This window comes from Pseudacidobacterium ailaaui (genome assembly GCF_000688455.1).
Lineage (GTDB): Bacteria > Acidobacteriota > Terriglobia > Terriglobales > Acidobacteriaceae > Pseudacidobacterium > Pseudacidobacterium ailaaui.
In genome coordinates, this window is record NZ_JIAL01000001.1 from 255,606 (window position 1) to 272,671 (window position 17,066).

Annotated in this window: 17 protein-coding genes; 8 read left to right on the forward strand and 9 right to left on the reverse strand. The window is 57.3% G+C overall.

The genetic code is table 11. The annotated features are described in order from the left end of the window. The first annotated feature begins 16 nt into the window (after positions 1 to 16). Together N655_RS0101050 and N655_RS0101055 are read left to right on the forward strand one after the other, a co-directional pair. On the forward strand, positions 17 to 520 hold the full coding sequence (locus tag N655_RS0101050; RefSeq protein WP_026441498.1) for an anti-sigma factor family protein: 504 nt from the start codon (positions 17 to 19) through the stop codon (positions 518 to 520). 89 nt (positions 521 to 609) lie between these two features. Continuing rightward, positions 610 to 1,302, forward strand: a complete 693-nt coding sequence (locus N655_RS0101055) for a DUF3106 domain-containing protein (protein WP_026441499.1) — start codon at positions 610 to 612, stop codon at positions 1,300 to 1,302. Positions 1,303 to 1,405: 103 nt separating this feature from the next. Here N655_RS0101055 and secA read toward each other — a convergent pair whose 3' ends face one another. The 4 genes from secA to N655_RS0101075 all read right to left on the reverse strand — a co-directional run bounded on the left by secA (position 1,406) and on the right by N655_RS0101075 (position 7,993). Next, positions 1,406 to 4,405 carry a preprotein translocase subunit SecA gene (gene secA / locus N655_RS0101060; protein WP_026441500.1) on the reverse strand — a complete coding sequence of 1,000 codons (3,000 nt, stop codon included), beginning with the start codon at positions 4,403 to 4,405 and terminating at the stop codon, positions 1,406 to 1,408. An 88-nt stretch (positions 4,406 to 4,493) separates the two neighbouring features. Beyond that, on the reverse strand, positions 4,494 to 4,706 hold the full coding sequence (locus tag N655_RS0101065; RefSeq protein ID WP_026441501.1) for a hypothetical protein: 213 nt from the start codon (positions 4,704 to 4,706) through the stop codon (positions 4,494 to 4,496). Between the two features lie 61 nt (positions 4,707 to 4,767). Continuing rightward, the gene (locus tag N655_RS0101070) at positions 4,768 to 7,326 is read right to left on the reverse strand and encodes an ABC transporter permease (RefSeq protein WP_155987446.1); all 2,559 of its coding nucleotides are present in this window, start codon (positions 7,324 to 7,326) and stop codon (positions 4,768 to 4,770) included. Continuing rightward, positions 7,316 to 7,993 carry an ABC transporter ATP-binding protein gene (locus N655_RS0101075; protein ID WP_026441503.1) on the reverse strand — a complete coding sequence of 226 codons (678 nt, stop codon included), beginning with the start codon at positions 7,991 to 7,993 and terminating at the stop codon, positions 7,316 to 7,318. Before N655_RS0101075 ends, N655_RS0101070 begins: the two co-directional genes overlap by 11 nt. On the opposite strand from N655_RS0101075, the gene N655_RS0101080 reads away from it, so the two are divergent. Then, complete coding sequence (locus tag N655_RS0101080; protein WP_238324419.1) at positions 7,992 to 8,651, forward strand: arylesterase; 660 nt, start codon at positions 7,992 to 7,994, stop codon at positions 8,649 to 8,651. The genes N655_RS0101075 and N655_RS0101080 overlap by 2 nt on opposite strands. Positions 8,652 to 8,685: 34 nt before the next feature. On the opposite strand, the gene N655_RS0101085 is transcribed toward N655_RS0101080, so the two are convergent. From N655_RS0101085 to N655_RS0101105, 5 genes are all read right to left on the reverse strand, one after another. Further along, entirely contained in the window at positions 8,686 to 9,222 is a 537-nt protein-coding gene (locus tag N655_RS0101085; RefSeq protein WP_044933763.1) for a DinB family protein, read from the reverse strand. Then, the gene (locus N655_RS16655) at positions 9,222 to 10,070 is read right to left on the reverse strand and encodes a glycine betaine ABC transporter substrate-binding protein (protein ID WP_238324421.1); all 849 of its coding nucleotides are present in this window, start codon (positions 10,068 to 10,070) and stop codon (positions 9,222 to 9,224) included. The genes N655_RS0101085 and N655_RS16655 overlap by 1 nt, the downstream gene beginning before the upstream one ends. A 161-nt stretch (positions 10,071 to 10,231) precedes the next feature. Further along, the gene (locus tag N655_RS0101095; RefSeq protein WP_026441506.1) at positions 10,232 to 10,873 is read right to left on the reverse strand and encodes an ABC transporter permease; all 642 of its coding nucleotides are present in this window, start codon (positions 10,871 to 10,873) and stop codon (positions 10,232 to 10,234) included. After that, on the reverse strand, positions 10,870 to 11,610 hold the full coding sequence (locus tag N655_RS0101100) for an ATP-binding cassette domain-containing protein (RefSeq protein WP_026441507.1): 741 nt from the start codon (positions 11,608 to 11,610) through the stop codon (positions 10,870 to 10,872). The genes N655_RS0101095 and N655_RS0101100 overlap by 4 nt, the downstream gene beginning before the upstream one ends. A gap of 52 nt (positions 11,611 to 11,662) precedes the next feature. Further along, on the reverse strand, positions 11,663 to 12,469 hold the full coding sequence (locus tag N655_RS0101105) for an ATP-binding protein (RefSeq protein ID WP_026441508.1): 807 nt from the start codon (positions 12,467 to 12,469) through the stop codon (positions 11,663 to 11,665). Positions 12,470 to 12,719: 250 nt separating this feature from the next. Between N655_RS0101105 and gap the strand changes: the two genes are divergently transcribed. The 5 genes from gap to N655_RS0101130 all read left to right on the forward strand — a co-directional run bounded on the left by gap (position 12,720) and on the right by N655_RS0101130 (position 16,991). Continuing rightward, positions 12,720 to 13,724, forward strand: coding sequence for a type I glyceraldehyde-3-phosphate dehydrogenase (gene gap, locus N655_RS0101110; RefSeq protein ID WP_026441509.1), 1,005 nt, complete (start codon positions 12,720 to 12,722; stop codon positions 13,722 to 13,724). A gap of 136 nt (positions 13,725 to 13,860) precedes the next feature. Next, positions 13,861 to 14,244 (forward strand): RidA family protein, encoded by a 384-nt coding sequence (locus tag N655_RS16660; RefSeq protein WP_044933765.1) that lies wholly within the window; start codon positions 13,861 to 13,863, stop codon positions 14,242 to 14,244. Positions 14,245 to 14,252: 8 nt separating this feature from the next. Continuing rightward, positions 14,253 to 15,467, forward strand: coding sequence for a phosphoglycerate kinase (locus N655_RS0101120; protein WP_026441510.1), 1,215 nt, complete (start codon positions 14,253 to 14,255; stop codon positions 15,465 to 15,467). Positions 15,468 to 15,525: 58 nt separating this feature from the next. Next, positions 15,526 to 16,275 carry a triose-phosphate isomerase gene (gene tpiA / locus N655_RS0101125; protein WP_026441511.1) on the forward strand — a complete coding sequence of 250 codons (750 nt, stop codon included), beginning with the start codon at positions 15,526 to 15,528 and terminating at the stop codon, positions 16,273 to 16,275. Between the two features lie 50 nt (positions 16,276 to 16,325). After that, complete coding sequence (locus N655_RS0101130; RefSeq protein ID WP_081823771.1) at positions 16,326 to 16,991, forward strand: HAD-IA family hydrolase; 666 nt, start codon at positions 16,326 to 16,328, stop codon at positions 16,989 to 16,991. Positions 16,992 to 17,066: the final 75 nt, after the last annotated feature.

Here is a 17,066-nt window from a genome sequence, read left to right on the forward strand (position 1 = left end):
TATTGGGGAAATGTTTATGATCTGCCGTAAAGTAAAAGCGAATCTTGCTGACCTCCTTCTGGATCCCGGAACGGTTTCGGCTGAGGTGCGCAACCATATCGACCAATGCGCCGGATGCCGCGCCGAGCTGGACTCTCTGCGGGCAACCATGCAGCTGATGGACACCTGGCAGGCACCGGAACCTTCACCCTATTTTGATTCCCGGATGATGGCCCGGCTGCGCGAGGAGCAGCGCGCCGAACCGGCTGGCTTCTGGGAGCGCATTCAAGCCCGCCTCCTTTATGGCAGCAATATGCACTTGCGGCCCATGGCGGCAGGAGCATTGGCGCTTCTGCTGATTATTGGCGGTGGTACCTATGCTGGATGGATGTCCTCATCAACAAGCTCCCGGCCGGTCCGGGCTTCGGCCGTCGTCGAAGACCTGAAATCGCTGGATGAAAATGCCCAGATCTTGCAGCAATTGAACGCGCTGGATGAAAACGGGCAGGACAATAACAGCGCTTCACCTGATAACCTGTAGGGCGGAAGAGAAATTCATGCAGGGCTTTGCCTCATTTTGCTTTACACTTCGTCCCAGCGGACGAAAAGAGGTCCCTGAAAGTTACATCCATGAAAGTCATCAGAGAGAAAAATCCGGCCGGACGGAGTAGGAATTCTTACCGTACCGGATTTGTCTCTGCCAGCCTGCTGGCCTTTGGCTTGGTTCTCTCGTTGTCGGCCCCAGCCCAGCGTGTTGGTGCACGGCCCCATTTTTCGCCTCCTCCGCGGATGCAGCAGCCGCGTTCGCAGCCACGGCCATCTGCTCCACAGCAAAACGAACCTCGTCTTGCCAACCCGGCAACAAATCAGGCACGGCCTGGCCATCTGCCAGAGTGGCTGAACCGGCACCAGAACCTGACCCCTCAGCAACAGGAAGATGCCTTGCGCCGCGAGCCGGGCTTTAAAAACCTGCCCCAGGACCAACAGCAGCGCCTGCTCAACCGGCTCCATACCCTGGACAGCAAACCGCCTCAGGTCCGCCAGCGTCTGGCCATGCGCAATGAGATGTATGAAAGGCTGAGCCCGGAGCAAAAGGCCAATGTGCGGGGGGCACTCCAGGCATTTCAGCAAATGCCGGCAGACCGTCAGACGGCCATGCGCCGCGCTTTTCAGGACCTGCGCGCTGTCCCCCCGGAACAACGCCAGTCCGTCCTCGATTCTTCCCGCTTCCAGCAGCAATTCTCTCCGCGGGAACGGACCATCCTGGGCAATATGCTCAGAATCGAGCCGTATGAGCCGCGCGCAGCAGCACCGCAGCCGTAGACAATACCGACCGCCAGCCTTGCCCTATCCATCGAGTGGGAGACGGGCCTGACTGATCCTTTGCCGAAATGACCGTCACTGCTTAGAGATCGTTCCTGCCGACTCAGCCCTCGTTGGCACCGTGGCATTTTTTGTATTTTTTGCCTGAGCCGCAGGGGCAGGGATCATTGCGCCCGACTTTTTCTCCGGTCCTGCGCTGGGCCGGCGCTGAAGCATCACCGCTTCCAGCCATGCGGGCCTGTTCAAGTTCACGCTGCTTTTTGCGTTGGAACTCGCGCTCAATCTCGTCAATCGTAGTGGAAGGCTGGCGGACGGGGATCGGGACTGCCGGGGGCTCTGCAACTGCCACGGCAGAAGAGGGATGCTGCTGGGCAGCCTCTGCGGAAGCCACCGGAGGGGCCGCGGGGATTGCAGGACGAGGACGGGACGGAATCTGCAAAGGACGCCCGTCGGGCCCGACAATCTGCATATGGAAAAGGAAGCGCACTGTGTCTTCCTGGAAGCGCGTCATCATCCCCTCAAACATGTCGAAGGATTCCTTCTTGTAGGCCACCAGCGGGTCCTGCTGCCCATAGCCGCGCAGTCCGATGCCTTCCTTCAGGTGGTCCATGTTGTAGAGGTGGTCTTTCCACAGGCCATCGAGCACGCTGAGCATAATCATGCGCTCATGGAAGCGCATCTGCTTCTCTCCGATGACCTGCTCTTTGGCCTCATAACGCTCTTTCAGGCGCTCAAAGATGGTCTCACCGATTTCGTGCCGCGTCAGCTCCGTGAGCGAGATCCCCTCTGCATCCAGGTCCAGGCCAAAGTGGCTGACGAGCTTTTCTTTCAGTCCTTTCAGGTCCCACTGCTCGGGATGAATTTTCTCCGGAGTGTGCTCATCGAGAACGTTACTCAGAATGGTTGCAACATAGTCCTCAAGAATCAGCTCTTTCTGGTCAAGTCCTTCAAGTAGCTGATGGCGCAGTCCATAAACGGCCTCGCGCTGCTTGTTCATCACATCGTCGTATTCAAGCAGGTGCTTGCGGGCCTCGAAGTTCTGGGCTTCCACGGCCTTCTGCGCGGCCTCAATGCGCTTTGAGATCATGCGCGATTCAATCGGCACGCCTTCTTCCATGCCCAGTCGCTGCAACAGAGTGGAGACCCACTCTTTGGCGAAGATGCGCATCAGGTCATCTTCAAGGGAGAGATAGAACCGTGATGCGCCAGGATCTCCCTGACGCCCGGCGCGCCCGCGGAGCTGGTTGTCAATCCGCCGCGACTCATGCCGTTCCGTGCCAATAATGTGTAAGCCGCCTGCAGCGATGACAGCATCATGTTCTTGCTGCGCTCGGGCCGCATGGACAGCGTAGGTTTTGTCCCAGTTTTCCTGGGACGTCTCGAACTCCTGGCCCTGGTAGTAAAACCGCATCATGCCCGGAGCGGCCATCGGGTTCAGAGCACCCTCGGCCACACTGATGGCACGGGCCATGCCCTTCTTCACCAGTTCCTGCTTGGCAACAAATTCTGCATTGCCGCCCAGCAAAATGTCAGTACCGCGGCCGGCCATGTTCGTGGCGATGGTGACCATGCCAAGGCGTCCGGCCTGGGCGACGATCTCGGCTTCACGCTCGTGGTATTTCGCATTCAGAACAACGTGCTTGACGCCCTTGCGCTGAAGAATCTGCGAAAGCAGCTCCGACTTCTCAATCGATGTGGTGCCCACCAAGACAGGCTGGCCTTTTTCGTGCAGGCGCGCAATTTCGTCGGCAACCGCAAAATATTTTTCCTTCGCCGTCCGATAAACCACGTCCGGATGCTCGATACGCCGCATCGGCTTATTGGTTGGGATGACGACAATTTCCAGCTTGTAGATTTTGTCAAACTCTGCCGCTTCGGTCTCCGCCGTTCCCGTCATTCCGGCGAGCTTCTGATAAAGCCGGAAATAATTCTGGAAGGTAATCGTAGCCAGTGTCTGGTCTTCGCGGCGGATATTTACGCCTTCCTTGGCCTCAATGGCCTGGTGCAAACCATCAGACCAGCGCCGCCCTGGCATCAGACGGCCCGTGAACTCATCTACGATAATGACTTCCTTGCCCTGGGGACCATCCTTCACCACATATTGCACATCGCGCTTATAGAGAGAATGCGCCTTAATGGCCGTCTCGACGTGGTGCTTGTATTCCCAGTTTTCCGGATCAGCGATATTGCCAATGCCAAGGAGCTTTTCAATTTTTTCCCAGCCCTCATCGGTCACGCTGATGGTCTTGTGCTTCTCGTCCACGACATAGTCGCCGGTAAGGATTTTCTCCTCCCCACGCTCAATCTCTTCACCCTGCACAAGCTGCGGAATGATGCGGTCTACGCGGACGTATTTATCGGTCGTCTGGTCGGTTGGGCCGGAGATAATGAGCGGCGTACGTGCTTCGTCAATCAGGATCGAGTCCACCTCGTCCACAATGGCGAAGTAATGGCCACGCTGTACGCAGTCGGCCAGCTCAAACTTCATGTTGTCGCGGAGATAATCAAAGCCGAACTCGTTGTTCGTGCCGTAGGTGATGTCCGCAGCGTAGGCCTGTCGACGCTGGTTGTCGTCCAGATCATGGACAATGACGCCGACGGTAAGGCCCAGAAACTCATAAATCTTGCCCATCCACTCGGCGTCACGCTTGGCCAGATAGTCATTGACCGTCACAACATGGACGCCGTGACCGGCCAGTGCATTCAAATAACAGGGCAGGGTAGCGACCAGCGTCTTGCCTTCGCCGGTCTTCATTTCTGCAATCTTGCCCTGATGCAGCACCATTCCGCCAATCAACTGCACGTCAAAATGGCGCATGTTCAAAACGCGGCGGCCTGCTTCTCGCACTACGGCAAAAGCTTCCGGCAATACCTCGTCGAGCGCACGCTTTTCGGCCGCTTTGCGCTCCTCGGCATCCGCGATGCCTTCCCGGGCTTTCGCAATCCGGGCCTTGAATTCATCTGTTTTCGCGCGAAGCTCACCGTCTGAGAGCCGCTGGATTTCCGGCTCCATGGCGTTAATTGCCTGGACCACAGGCATCAGCCGCTTTACCGCGCGTTCGTTGCTGGTCCCGAAAATTTTAGTAAGAGCACTACCAATCAAAGCAGGATGTCCTCAAACTCTAGTGTAAATGCTTCAGAGGACCCCCGCCTGAATTTCCGTCTTACCCCTGTGGTAGAAAACAGTACCCTTATCGTTCTTTCGCGCCAAAAACCAGCAGGGCGCCTCCACCCACAATTGCCACTACGCCCAACACCGGTGGCAGAGGGATGCTGTGGGTCTCCTTTTTCTCTGCCTGGATTGGACCCATGTCGATCACTTTTTTGTGCGTGGTGTAGGAAATTCCGCCGTAAATCAAAGCTATGACCCCTACAATGATTAGAAGAACACCTGCAATCTTCATGAATTCCTTCCCCTCCTCGGATTCCTCAGGTTAGAGGCGCGGGCCATCAAATCCGTTGTATTTACTCTTCCCGCAGGACCTCCAGCGGCTTCTGTCCAAGAATGCGGAAGCTGGCTGTCCACCCGGTCAGAACAGCAAGAAAGGCCGTTGCCAGTACAGAAATCACACTGACAAGCACTTCCGGATGATAGGAAATCTCCATCCGGCGCAGAAGTATGTCCGCCAACAGATTCGCAAAGACTGCTCCCACAATTCCTGCCAGCAACCCCAGAACGGCAAATTCGATGCTGAATACGCTGGCGATACGATTGCGTGTGGCACCCAGTGTTTTGAGTACAACAACCTCGCGGATGCGCCGAAAGCGCGTGCTGGCCACACTCGATGCCAAAATTACCGCGCCGGTCAGGATCGAAAATCCGGCAAGAAAACGGATCACAATCGTAATCTGGTGAATCACGCTCTGCACAGTTTCCAGAATGTCGGCCACATTGATGGTGGTTACCGTAGGGTAAGCGGCAAACAAGGCCCGCTCAAGCGGCGCAATCTGCCCGGGCTGCACATGCACCGTTGCGTACCACACCACGGGCAGTCCCTGCAGCGGTCCGGACGGAAGAATGAATTCGCTGCGTGCAAAGGCATGCTCTCCTTCAGGCTTATAAATGGCCGCTACATGTGTGCGGACCTGCTTTTCACCGGCCTGAAAAACCACCTCGGAACCCAGATGTAGATGAAATCGTCTTGCCACACGGTCTACTACAGCAAGCCCATCTGCGTCGCTGCCCTGCCACCACCTGCCCGCAACAACTTTTACCCCTTCCGGCGATCTGTCTGACCAGGTTACCGGGACCGAGGACAACATCCGACGCGGATAGTTTTTCAGTTTCAGATCTGCCACTCCGGCCCCATCAACGTCTGTAATGCGAGCAGTCACAATGGGGATGGTCTCCACTTTCCCTGTAACTCCCGGCTGATGGGCAAGCAGTCCCTCTACACCAGCAAGCTCACTTTGTCCGATATCAATGAGGAAAATGTTGGGTGCGCTGGAGCTTGAATCGGAATTCAGCCGATTAAGAATCGCGTGTTGCATGAGAAACACGCTCAAAATGAGCATGACACCAACACCAAGTGCCGCCAGGACCGCGGCGGACTGGTTTCCGGGTCGATAAAGATTCGCCAGGCCCTGCCGCAGCACTGAATGCAGATGAAGCCTTGTCCGGTCAAGAAATGCCCGCAGGACCCGCAACGTAAAGGCAGCAAGCGCCAGCAACACAATCAGGACGGAGGCCAGCGCCGCGGTAAACCATCTTCCGACAATCATGGAGTCGGCCAGACCCGCGGCGATGGCACCCAGTGCGAGAAGCACGACGATCGAAGAGATCCATCGCGCCTTGTTTTCTTTGAGCCTCGCCGCCCATCCTTGTTTCTCCGCCGATTCCTCCACCGTCTTGCGCAGAACAACATTGGGCCGGACCTTCCGCACATCCAGCAGCGGAGGCAGACAAAACAGAAGTGTCGTCAGGGTCCCAGTACCAAATGCAGCCACCACAGAACGCAACGGCAATCGCAGCGGCGGATGGATCGGCAGCAACCGGCCAAAAAGCGACGGAAGCGCCCACTCCACTCCCACCCCCAAAGCAATGCCGAGCACGGAACCAGCAACGCCCAGCAGCAGGGTCTGAAAAAGATAGATCTGCAGAATGTCCCCGGATCGCGCGCCGATGGACTTCATGATGGCAAGCGTGTCCATGCGCTGCTGTAAATGGGCGCGCATCGCCATCGCCACACCAATGGCGCCCAACACCATCGCCACCAGACAAATCAGACTTAACAAGCCTGTTGCTCGGTCAAGCCCTTCGGAAATCGCCGGACTGGTCTCACGAAAGTCAGAGACCTGCGCATCGGGCAGGACCTTTTCAATCGCTTTGCGGAGATCTTCTACCTTTCCGCTCTGTGGACCGAGCTTGAAAAGATAGCGTTCCGTGGCGCGGCTTCCCGCTTGCAGCAATCCGGTCCTGTCGAGGGCTGCGCGTGTCATCATTACGCGCGGTCCCATGCCCACTCCGGCCGTTAAACGGTCCGGCTCTTTCTGGATGACAGCAGCAATGCGGAAAAACTGCCCGCCAATCCGGAGCTGGTCCCCAACATGCGCCTGGAGCCGGACAAGCAAATTGTCGTCGACAACTACAGTCGAGTCTGTAAGAAAGGTCCGCAGATCGCCCGCCGGAGAAAGCACGACATTTCCATAAAACGGGTACTCCGTAGGGTCTACCACTTTGAGCGATACCAGTAAGGGCACCAGGTCCCCCTGCCGCGAAGCCATCGAGACCATCTCCGTGACCCATGTGCGCTGAACGGGCATTGCATTCAGCTCCGCGTTTTCCTGTGGAGTCAGAATACGGAACATGCGCGCCGAAAGGTCCGCTGCCATGATGCTGCGCGCCTGGTTAAGTAGCGCCTTCTGGAAGGACTCGCTGAACCCGCGCACGCCCGTCAGGGCTGCCACGCCAAGGGCGACGGAAAGCACCACAAAGACAAATTTCGTTCGCGAGGCGTGCAGCTCCCGCCAGGCAATCTTGGCCGCAGTCGTCCAGCCGAGAGCGGGTTTTTGCTTAGTTTCCATTGGATTCATCCGCGATAATGCGTCCGTCCTTCATCACAATGCGCCGGTCGGCGCGGCCGGCAATCTGTGCATCGTGCGTCACCATGACCAGCGTGGTCCCGGCCTCGCGCTGGCGCTCCATCAACAAATCAAGCACATGCTGCCCGTTTTTTGAGTCAAGATTTCCCGTCGGTTCGTCTGCCATGACGATTGGCGGCGCAAGAACAAAGGCACGGGCCAAGGCCACCCGCTGCTGCTCTCCACCGGAAAGCTGGACCGGGTAATGATGCAGACGGTCGGCCAGACCTACCGTTTCTAGCAAGGAAACCGCCCTCTGCCTACCATCGCCATTCGCATTGAGCTCGTAGGGTAGCAGCACGTTTTCAAGCGCAGTCAGTGTAGGAATCAGTTGATAGGACTGGAAGACAAACCCAATCTTCTTCCCGCGCACCTGCGCCAGTTTATCTTCCGGCAGATGGCTGATTTCGCTCCCGTCAATCAACACCTGTCCCCCTGTGGGAGCATCCAGTCCAGCCATCAGCCCCAGCAGCGTGCTCTTGCCGCTGCCGGAGGCACCCATAATCGCCAGAAATTGTCCCTGCGGCACGGTAAGGTCAATTCCCTTCAGAATCTCTACCACCCGTGGACCGTTGCGGATGGTCTTGGTTAATCCTCGGACTTCAATCATGCAAAAACACCTGGCTGCATACAATATGGATGTGAAGCGACGGCATTTTCTCCTCTTTCTTTTTACGCTGTTCCTCGGAACCGCGTTCCATCATGGGTGGGCCGCTTCTGCTCCGGTGATTGCCTGCTTTGGAAACTCGCTGACCGCAGGATACGGCGTCAGCCCTGGCCACAGCTATCCCGACGAGTTACAGAAGCTCCTTGATGCACGTGGATATCACTACCGCGTCGCGAACCTGGGCGTCAGCGGCAATACTTCAAAAGACGGAACAGACCGCTTGAAAGACGTGCTTGCGCTGCGTCCTCAGATTGTCATACTGGAATTTGGCGGAAACGACGGCCTGCGTGGTCTGCCCCTGAACGCAACGAAGCAGAACCTCGAAGCCATGATCGCGGCATTGCAGAAGGCCGGCGTCAAGGTCGTGCTGGCTGGCATTACCCTGCCCCCAAATTACGGGCCGGATTACATTCAGCAGTTCAACAACATCTATACATCGCTGGCAAAGAAATACCGCACACCGCTGATTCCCTTTCTGCTGCAAAGCGTGTATGGGGTTCCCGGATCCATGCAGGAGGACGGGATTCACCCCACCGCTCAGGGGTGCAGACAAGTGGCGCTGAATGTATTTCAGGCACTACGCCCCCTGCTCAACAAGTAGCCAGCAGGCTTGTCCTGCTCATGGGACTTCACCCTCACACTTCAGCCCTTTGTGCCAGCAGCACTTTGGCCGTTGTCACCACCTGGCCCACATGGCGCTGGGTGTGGTCGGCCACATGCACCAGCAGTCCACCCACCGTCGTAGGAAGCTGTTTCTTCCCCACAAAGCGCGGCTGCCCCAGATCGCCGGCACCCAACACCCGCACACGCCGGGCCGCATTTTCCAGGCCTCTGTCAAATTCGGCAAACAGAGCCTCCCGGCTTGTCCCGACATCCATTTCCGTCTTCAGAGCAGCAATCTGATCGCTGGAGAGCTGCTCCCCTTCGGCATAGGTCAACAGCCGGTCACAGCTCCGCACAATATGTTTCAGATGAAACGCAATCGAAGGCAACTCCAGCGGGCGCATATCCATCTCTTCATCGGCCAGCGGACCACACCACCGCTGCACATCTTCTTTTGCTAACTCCAGGGCGTGTAAAACCGCCCGGGCCACAGGTAGAACATCGGTCAATGTGCCGCGCAGCCACGGTTCTGGCTGCTGCGCTGGGGCCACTTTTACTGACTCCATCATCAAAGCCCTTTCTTCTGCCGGAATTCGCGCACCACCTCTGCCGGATCACGATGTTCCGCATCCACGGCCTCATTCATGGCGCGCATTTCGTCTACGGATATTTTATTTGCCAGCTCCGCCAGTGCGCCGCGCAGCGCAGGCCAGCGCCGCAGCGCATCTTCTCGCACGAGCGGAACGGCCTGATAGGGCGGAAACGCATGCTGATCATCTTCCAGGACCTTCAGGCCAAACTCGGCAATCTGGCCATCGGTTGAATTGGCGGCAATCATGTCCACTTGATGGGCATTCAGTGCGCGATACAACAGACCGAGGTCCATCGTGCGCGGTGGCCCTTTAAAATGCAGCCCGTAGCTCTTGCTCAGCACAGAAAGTCCATCCGGGCGCTGCTCAAATTCATAACCCACTCCCAGACGCCATTCCGGAGCATATTTTGCCGCTTCGCTTAACGTGTTCAAATGCAGCCGCTGCGCATCGTCTCCACGAATGACCATGGCGAACGTATTCTCGAACCCCAGCGACGGCATGACGGAAATCTGATACCGTTGCTGATACAAATTTTGCACGGCATGGAAGACTGCCTGCGGATTTCGGCTTGCCGGCTGCCTGAGGATCGCGGTAAGCGCGGTACCGGTGTATTCTACGTATGCGTCAATGCGCCCGGAAATCAGGGCCTGATGACAGATGTAACTGCCGGCAAGATAAAAACGGCGCTCCACCTTGATTCCGGTGCTGGCTTCAATGTGTTGGGCCAGCAGCTCACCCAGAACCACCTGCTCTGTAAAGTTTTTGGCTCCGATGACCAGGTGGTCTGCATGTGGCGGAGAACAACTTGTGCATAGAAAAGCCACAATTAAACATGCACAGAGTGTGCAGGCACATTTCCAAGAGCCGGGTTTCAGATTGCTGAAAAAGAAGGAGGAAATTTTCCGGCACACTGCCTGCTTATGGCCCCGGCTGCTCCATGCATTCGTACCGCGAAAAAGCGGAAGTTTCGCCAGACGCTTCCCCTTCATGGATGTCTCATTCCCGGCACCCGGACCCGGCGCTCCACCAGCCCCAGCAGCCCATCGGCGCCCAAAGCCAGCAGCGCAGCAGGAATGGCCCCGGCGAGGACCAGCCTGTTGTCCACCGAAGCGACGCCGCGAAAGATCAACTCACCCAGCCCGCCTGCACCCACCGCGGCAGCAATTGTCGCGATTCCAACGCAGGTCACCGTGGCCGTGCGCAGTCCGGCAAGAATCACCCCGGCGGCAAGCGGTAGCTCGACTTTCATGAGCACTTGCCTCTCCGTCATACCCAGGGCGCGCGCCACGTCTGTGATGGTTGCATCAATCCCTCGAATTCCCGCATAGGTATTGCGAATGATTGGCAGCAGCGCATATCCGGTAAGTGCAACAATCGCAATCCGTGCAGCCCGCTCGCCCAGCCACGGCAGTGGAAGTAAGAAGCCGAACATCGCGAGGCTGGGGACGGTCTGAATCACATTTACGAAGCTGATGACAGGTTTCGCCCATCGCTCATGCCGGGTCAGCCAGATTCCCGCGGGGATGCCGATGAACGATGCAAACAGCATTGCAGCGCCCGTCAGCCACAGATGCTCCAGCGTCAGCTCGCGGACCTCGATGCCATACTGCGCAAGAAAACCGCTCACGGCATCACTCCACGATGGATTGCTTGCACATATGCGCGTACAGCCGGCACCTCAGACCTCGGAAATTCCTCAGCCGGCAGATCAACCACCATGCGCCCCTCTTCCAGCAACACAATGCGCGATGCCAGATACAGCGCCTCGTCCAGATCGTGGGTCACCAGCAGCACGGTCTTTTTCAGGCGCTGGAGCAGGCCGCGCAACATCTGCTGCATCTCTGCGCGCGTCAGCGGGTCAAGCGCACCAAATGGCTCGTCCATCAGTAGAATCTGCGGATCGGCAGCCAGGGCGCGGGCCAGACCGACACGCTGCCGTTGTCCTCCCGAAAGCTCGTGCGGCCAGCGCTGCGCAAATCTCTGCGGGTCCAGACCCACCAGCTTCAGCAATTCATGGATCCGACCTTTGTCCACGCAGCCTCCGTTTAACTCAGGCACAAGGCCGGCATTTCGCTCGACCGTGAAGTGTGGAAACAGGCCTGTCTCCTGGATGACATACCCGGTCCTGCGCCGCAGCCGCACTTGGTCCTGCGTAGAAACATCCTTCCCGTGGACAAAAACGCTGCCGCTCGTAGGCCGCGCCATGCGGTTTACCATGCGCAACAACGTCGTCTTTCCGGACCCGCTGCGGCCCAGGATGGCCACCGTGGTCCCTTCCTCAATCCTCAGGCAGAGGCCATCGAGCAGCCTTCGTCCATCTCGTGTTGCGAGCGTGACATCGCGGAATTCAATAGCGGATGACATTGGAAATAGGAAAGCCGGACATTGCTGCCCGGCTTCTTGCTTGTTTCGCTGCCTAAGAATGGCTTTCGTCTCCCGGAGCGCTTTCTCCGGAAGACCCAGCCGGGGGTTGTACCGGCGGCGCTCCCTTGACGCGCACCACAGTAATTTTTGAAAAACCCTCTTTAAAAGAGGGCGGACGCAGCCGCTCAGCCATCTTTTTCATCACCTCGTCGCTGACAACACGTTCGCGGCGGCGGTTCCGTTCCATACAGACTTCAAAGGGTACATCAAAGAACACCGCCTGGACATCGTAGCCAAAGCTCTTGGCCATCTTGATCCACTGCCTCCGTTCATGGGGAGACAGGTTGGTGGCGTCCACATAATTCCACGGCATCTTGGCAATCAGCCTGGCGCGCAGCAGCGAACGCAGAGTGGAAAAGACCAGGCCCTGATAACGCTGCTCAGTGATGTCGTCAAAAAGAATTGTCCGCAGCAGATCACTCGACAACGGAGTCACGCCGCGCCGCTTGAACCACGTTGTTTTGCCAGAACCGGGGAGCCCAATGGCCAGAACAACATATCCTCGGGGGCTGCGCTGCGGCGTCGCCTGGGGCTCTGGCGGAGGAGTCGATGGTGACTCGGGCTGGGTCTCCACCTCAAATTTACCCGTTGCCTCCTGGGCTGGCTCCGGCAGGATCTCGGCCGCTGGCGCTCCGGCCGCCTCCACCGGAGTGGCCGTTTCTTCTGCCTTTTCTTGCACATGCTGCACCTGGTCCCCATAGCTTGGCTGCAATGGCGGAGGCTGGTTGGCTGGCAGTTCCTGCCCGATTTTTCCTGTGGACTCGGAGGTGTTCGGTCCACGCTTCAGACGTCTTCTCATGCGTTCGCGCATCCATTCGCGCATGATGTGGATGTACCACAGCCAACGCCATCAGAGCAAACATCCGGCAAAAATCGGGGGAAATTGCAAAATAAATTTTCCTGATTCGCCCCAAAGGCTTTCTTGATATTGACGACAGTGCTAGCATCATTATTGAGTGGCGCTCCGGCGGCGGCCCATCATCACTCTCTGGATCAGCCCTCAAGACTTAAACCTTTCAGCGAAAAACCTCTTAAGGAGAACTTTTTAAATGGCAGTTAAGGTTGGCATCAACGGTTTTGGCCGTATTGGACGCAATGTATTTCGTGCCTCCCTCGGCAATCCGGACATCGAAGTGGTCGCAGTCAATGACCTAACCAGCCCCGCAACTCTCGCCCATCTGCTGAAGTATGACTCCATCCTGGGTAACGTACAAAACGAAATCAGCGCTGGAGAAGACTTCATCTCCGTGGACGGCAAGAAGATCAAGGTCTTCGCGGAAAAAGATCCTGCAAAGCTGCCCTGGGACTCGGTCGGCGCTCAGATCGTCGTAGAATCAACGGGGCGTTTTACCGACGCCAATGCGGCCAAGGCCCATCTGCAAGGTTCCGTCAAAAAGGTCATCATCTCTGCTCCTGCAACCAATGAGGACATCACGATCGTCCTGGGCGTGAACGACGACAAGTATGATCCGGCCAAGCACAACATCATCTCGAATGCTTCCTGCACCACAAACTGCCTTGCTCCCGTGGTCAAGGTGCTGCACGAGAACTTCGGCATCATTTCCGGCATCATGACCACCGTGCACAGCTATACCAATGACCAGGTCGTCCTCGATTTCCCGCATAAAGACCTGCGCCGCGCCCGTGCCGCTGCCCTCAACATCATTCCCAGCTCCACCGGCGCCGCCAAGGCCCTCAAGCTGGTCATTCCGGAGATGGCCGGAAAGCTCGATGGCTTCGCCCTGCGTGTGCCCACACCCAATGTCTCCGTCGTGGACCTGACCTTTATCTCAGAAAAGGCCGCAACTGTGCAGTCAGTCAATGAGGCACTCAAGAAGGCTGCCGAAGGGCCGCTGAAGGGCATCCTCGGTTATGAGGCCGGCGAGTTGGTCTCCAGCGACTTTAAAGGCGATCCCCGCTCTTCCATCGTGGATGCACCCCTGACCAAAGTCATCGGGAACTCAGTAAAGGTCATTAGCTGGTACGACAATGAATGGGGCTACTCCAACCGCGTTCGCGACCTCATTCTGTATATTGCGAAAAAAGGTCTGTAATCCATCATCGTAGTTGCCCTTCCGGGCGTAGCCAGGGACCTGCTTCTTCAAGGCAGGAGCAGGTCTCTGGACCCCGCGCTTCTTAGCGCTCCGCCCAGGATGACAATACAATTCTTACTATCCAGGAGCCACCCCGATGCGCCAGAACATCTCAGGTTCCTCGCCTTATGAGCCAATCATTGGCTTCTCCCGTGCTGTGCGTGTCGGCAATCGCGTCTATGTGTCCGGCACCGCCCCCGTCGGCGCGGAAAGTGCTGAACCTGCCGCCCAGACCCGCCAGTGCCTCTCCCTGATTCAGAATGCGCTTGAAAAGGCCGAAGCAAAGCTTGAAGATGTCGTCCGCACGCGCATCTATCTTACTCATGCTGAGGACTGGGAAAGCATCGGCCGCGCGCATGGCGAATTCTTTGGTAACATCCGCCCGGCAGCAACCATGGTCGTTGTGGCAAAACTTCTAAACCCATCATGGCGTGTTGAAATCGAAGCCGACGCCATCATCTCCAATTCAGAAATCCAGTGAGTCTATCTATGTCGAAACTCTCTATCCGCGATCTCGATCTTCAGCACAAGCACGTTTTCATGCGTGTTGACTTTAACGTCCCACTCACCGAAGACGGCAGCGAAATTACTGACGATACCCGCATTCGCGAGACACTGCCCACCATTGAATACGCGCTGCGTCATAAGGCAAAGCTGATTCTTGCCTCCCACCTTGGTCGCCCCAAAGGCAAGCCAAATCCCAAATACAGCCTGCGGCCTGTGGTTGACAGGCTGCGCGTCCTGCTAGACCACCAGCTGGGAGAAAGCGTCAATGTTGCCTTCTCGCCGGACTGCGTAGGTGATGTAGCCAGGGAGCTGGCACGGCAGCTCGAATCAGGCCAGGTGCTGCTGCTTGAAAACCTGCGCTTCCACGCCGAAGAAGAGGCCAATGACCCCGGCTTCGCCAAGCAGCTTGCTTCACTCTGTGAAATCTATGTGAATGATGCCTTTGGCAGCGCCCATCGTGCACACGCCTCAACCGAAGGAATCACTCACTTTGTGAGCAAGTCTGCTGCCGGCCTGCTGATGGAAAAGGAGCTCCAGTACCTGGGCAAGGCCCTCTCTGAGCCGGCACGGCCTTTCGTCGCCATTCTTGGCGGCGCCAAGGTATCCGACAAAATTAAGGTCATTGATAATCTTCTCGGCAAAGTGGATTCTCTCCTCATCGGCGGCGGCATGGCCTACACCTTCCTCAAAGCCAGAGGGCAGGACGTCGGCAAGTCCCTTGTCGAGGCCGACAAGCTGGACATTGCCAAAGACGCCCTGAAGAAGGCTGAAGAAAAGGGCGTCCGCTTCCTGCTGCCCGTGGACCACGTCCTGGCTGACAAGTTCGCACCCGACGCCAAGACCCAAACCTTTGCCGGAGATGCAGCTTTCCCAGCGGACTGGATGGCCCTTGACATCGGCCCCAAAACGGTCGAGCTCTTCAGCCAAGAGATCGCCGAGGCCCGCACCCTGGTCTGGAACGGCCCCATGGGCGTCTTTGAAATGCCGGCATTTGCCAAAGGGACCACTCAGGTGGCCAAGGCCGTGGCCAAAAACAGTGAGGCCATCTCCATCGTCGGCGGAGGTGATTCGGTAGCCGCTGTAAAACAGGCCGGCGTGGCTGATCAGATTACGCACATCTCCACCGGCGGCGGCGCATCCCTTGAGTTTCTGGAAGGCAAAAAATTGCCTGGCGTCGAAGCCTTGACGGAAAAATAAATGGCTGAAACTGCGCGGCCCCACCGCGCAGTTCATTTCAACTAGAAAGAAAAGACAAATGCGCAAACCTCTCATTGCAGCCAATTGGAAGATGTATAAGACCCCGGCCCAGGCCGCGGAATATGTGCAGACCTTTCTCCCACTTGTTGCCGGGCACAACCGCGACGAGATCGTCCTCTGTCCATCGGACACCTCTCTGAGCACCGTCATTCCTGCCGTTGCCGGATCCAACATCGCCGTTGGCGGTCAGAACATGCACTTTGCTGATGAAGGCGCCTACACCGGAGAAACCTCGCCCGTGATGCTGAAAGCCATCGGTGCGACCCACGTCATCATCGGCCACTCCGAACGCCGTCAGTACTTCAACGAGACCGACGAGACCGTCAACAAAAAGCTCATCACCGCCCTCAAGCATACGATCGTACCCATTGTCTGCATCGGGGAGGTCCTCGCCGAACGCGAAGCTGGACAGACCGATGATGTCCTGCGCCGCCAGGTATCGCTGGCTCTGGCGGGAATCAAGCCAGAAGAGGCGCAGCCCATCGTCATCGCCTATGAGCCAGTCTGGGCCATCGGGACCGGAAAGACCGCCACCCCGGAGATCGCCGCCGAGGCACACCTTACCATTCGCAGCGAAATTGCCCGCATTCTGGGCCGCGAAGTTGCCGATGGTATCCGCATCCTCTACGGCGGCAGCGTCAAGCCGGAGAATGCCTCCTCGCTGCTCAACCAGCCTGAAATTGATGGCGCACTCGTCGGCGGGGCGAGCCTTGATCCCCAATCTTTTGCAAAAATTGTGAAGTATTGACTCGCTTTCCCGCCTGAAAAAGGACGCCGCTTATCCGGAGGATGACCGAAGTGAAGCTGCAAGTTGGTGGAATTCTGTTTGATATGGACGGCGTCCTGGTCAGCTCCCTGGGTTCTGTCGAAAGGAGCTGGCGCAAGTGGGCAGAGAAGCGCGGTGTGGACCCGTCCTTGGCCATCAGGACGGCTCACGGACGCCGTGCGATTGAAACGGTGCGCCTGCTGCGTCCCGATCTCAATGACATCGAGGAGCTTCGACTGATTGAACAGATCGAAGTCGAGGACAAAGAAGACATCGAGGTCCTTAAAGGCGTCTGCCGCATCCTCGATGTCTTACCCCCATCGTCCTGGACCATCGTCACCTCGGCCACGGACAGGCTGGCCCGCGTGCGTCTTCGCCAGGCTGGCGTCCCCATTCCGGAGCGCATCGTCACCGGAGATACAGTGACTCATGGCAAGCCCAGCCCAGAACCTTATCTCAGAGGCGCTGCCCTGCTCGGGAAAAAACCGGAAGAGTGCCTCGTAATTGAAGACTCGGCCTCAGGAGCAAAAGCAGGTCACGCTGCCGGGTGCAAAGTGCTCGCCACCCTCTTTTCCCACACCGTTGAAGACCTGAAAGATGCAGACTGGATCGTCGAGTCCCTCGATCCTGTGCAGGTGCGCGTGCAGGAGCAAATCATAGAACTTGAATTTGATCCGCTCTTCCAGAAGCAGAACTGATGTGCCCTTGCAAGTTCCCTGCCCCAAGGCCAGAAGCAGACATTTGGTACCAGTAAAACCGCTACATGACGATTC